We start from the raw sequence: 2985 nt of genomic DNA, 5'->3' as shown, positions 1-2985 counted from the left end.
CTGCCGAGCGCGCCGCGGTCTGCGACCTCACCCACGGACCGGTCTTCCGGGTCACGTTGATCCGCATCGCCGAGGACCGGCACCGGTTCGTGCTGACCAATCACCACATCGTCATCGACGGCTGGTCGCTGCCGGTTCTGCTGCAGGAGATCTTCGCCAGCTACTACGGGCAGCGGCTGCCCGCGCCGGTGCCCTATCGCAGGTTCGTCACCTGGTTGGCCGGTCAGGAGCTCGCTGCCGCCCAAGCGGCGTGGGCCGAGGTATTCGACGGTTTCGACACTCCCACGCTGGTGGGTCACGCCGGCCGGGAAGCGCTCGGACGTCGCGCCGTGGAATCGTGCCGGTTGCCCGAGCAGACCACCAGGGCGCTTGGCGAGTTGGCGCGCTCGTGCCACACCACTGTCAACATCGTGCTGCAAGCCGCGTGGGCGCAGGTGTTGATGCGCCTGACCGGCCAGCACGATGTCGCGTTCGGCACCGCGGTGTCGGGTAGGCCGGCCGAGCTGGCCGGCTCCGAATCAATCGTGGGCCTGTTGATCAACACGGTGCCGGTGCGGGCGAACATCACCCCGGCGACCACCACCACCGACCTGCTGGAGCAGCTGCAACGCGCCCACAACAACACCCTCGAGCATCAGCACTTGGCGCTCAACGAGATTCACCGCGTCACCGGTCTCGACCAATTGTTCGACTCCGTCTTCGCCTACGAGAACTACCCGATCGACACCGGCCCGTTGGACGGCGACGCCGAGTTGACCATCACCGACATTGCCAGCCGCGAATACCTCCACTACCCGCTTGCGATGCAAGCCGTGCCGGGTCAGGAACTAAGCCTGCGCGTCCTATACGACACCGATGTGTTCGATGCGGCCAGCGTGGATGCGCTGATCGAGCGATTGCGCCGGGTGCTGGTGGCCATGACCGCCGACCCCTCACAGCGGTTGTCGTCGATCGATCTGCTCGACGTCGGTGAGCACGACCGACTGGATGGGTGGGGTAACCGGGCGGTGCTGACCCAGCCGGTGACCACGGCGTTGTCGATTCCAGAGCTGTTCGCCGCGCAGGTGGCCCGCGCCCCGGAGGCGGCGGCGTTGACCTTCGAAGGCCGCTCGCTGACTTACCGCGAGCTCGACGAGGCGGCCAACCGGATGGCGCACCTGCTGGCAGCCCAGGGTGTTGGACCGGGTCAGCAGGTAGCTCTGCTGACGGAGCGATCAGCTCAGGCTGTCATCGCAATCTTGGCGACGCTCAAGTCGGGGGCGGCGTATGTGCCGATCGACCCTGCGGTGCCGACATCGCGCATGGACTACATCGTTGCCGATGCCGCGCCGATCGCCGCGCTCACCACAACCGGGCGGGGGTCCCGGCTGGCCGAATCCGGTCTGCTGGTCATCGATATCGACGACCCCCGCGTCGACAGCCAACCCAGCACCGCGTTGCCGATGCCGGCCGCTGATGACATTGCATACGTCATCTACACCTCGGGTACCACCGGCGCCCCTAAAGGGGTAGCTGTCACCCACCAGAACGTCACCCAGCTGATGACGACGCTGGACGCCGGCTTGCCGCGCCCGGGCGTGTGGCCGCTGTGTCATACCTTGGCGTTCGACGTCTCGGTGTGGGAGATCTGGGGTCCGCTGCTGCGCGGCGGGCGGCTGGTGGTCGTACCCGAAACGGTCGTCGGATCACCCGAGGACTTTCACGACGTGCTGGTCAGAGAGCAGGTCAGCGTCCTTACCCAGACGCCGTCGGCGGTTTCGATGCTGTCGCAGGAGGGTCTGGAGTCGACAGCGTTGGCGGTCGTCGGTGAGGCCTGCCCGGCCGAGGTGGTCGATCGGTGGGCGCCAGGGCGGGTGATGATCAATGCCTACGGCCCGACCGAGACGACGATGTGTGTGGCGATCAGTGCGCCGCTGACACTGGGCTCGGGGGCGCCGCCGATCGGCTCGCCGGTGCCAGGGGCGGCGTTGTTCGTGCTGGACAATTGGTTGCGTCCAGTGCCGGCGGGTGTGGTCGGTGAGCTGTATGTGGCCGGCGAAGGCGTGGCGTGCGGCTATCTGGGCAGGACCGACCTGACCGCGTCCCGGTTCGTGGCATGCCCGTTCGGGAAGCCCGGAGCGCGGATGTATTGCACTGGCGATCTGGTGCGCTGGGGCGACGACGGCCAGCTGCAGTATTTGGGCCGCGCCGACGATCAGGTCAAGATCCGCGGCTACCGCATCGAGCTCGGTGAGGTGCAGGCCGCACTGGCCGCACTGGACGGCGTGGACCAAGTCGCGGTGATCGCCCGCGAAGACCGCCCCGGCGACAAGCGTCTCGTTGGCTACATCACCGGGACAGCGGATCCTGCGAAGGCCCGCGACCAATTGGCGGATCGGTTACCGCCGTACATGGTGCCGGCCGCGGTGGTGGGGTTGGTGGCGCTGCCACTCACTGCCAACAACAAACTCGACACCCGCGCTTTACCGGCCCCGGAATACCGCGGCACCGGTGGTGAATACCGGCCTCCGGCCAATGCGATTGAGGAGCTCCTGGTCGGCATCTACGCCCAGGTATTGGGGCTGGAGCAAGTCGGGGTCGACGACTCGTTCTTCGACTTGGGCGGCGACAGCATCCTGTCGATGCAAGTGGTGGCTCGCGCCCGCGCGGCCGGGGTGGTGTGTCGGCCGCGTGATGTCTTCGTCGAGCAGACGGTGGCTCGGCTGGCCTCGGTGGTCGAGGTGGCCGGCGGTGAGGCCGCTGTGGTCGACGAGGGCACCGGTGTGGTGCTGGCGACCCCGATCATGCGTTGGCTGCACAGCGTCGATGGTCCGGTTGACGAGTTCAACCAGACGGTGGTGGTACACGCCCCGGCCGGGGTGACCGAGGCCGATGTGGTCGTCGTCCTGCAGGGGCTGCTGGATCACCACGCCGCGTTGCGGATGCGCGTCACCGACGACGGCAGCGGCGGTTGGTCGATGACGGTGCCCGAGCCCGGTTCGGTCG

1 protein-coding gene is annotated in these 2985 nt (G+C 67.5%); it reads left to right on the top strand.

What is annotated here, in order from left to right; translation table 11 throughout:
* Window positions 1-2985, top strand: a 2985-nt coding sequence (locus tag QOI01_RS35230; RefSeq protein ID WP_526388744.1) for a non-ribosomal peptide synthetase, incomplete at both ends; no start/stop codon positions are given.

It is taken from the genome of Mycobacterium sp., from assembly GCF_032162605.1.
In the GTDB taxonomy this organism is placed as follows: domain Bacteria; phylum Actinomycetota; class Actinomycetes; order Mycobacteriales; family Mycobacteriaceae; genus Mycobacterium.
Note: the sequence above shows the minus strand (reverse complement) of the source record. Positions and strands in the feature narration are given on the sequence as shown.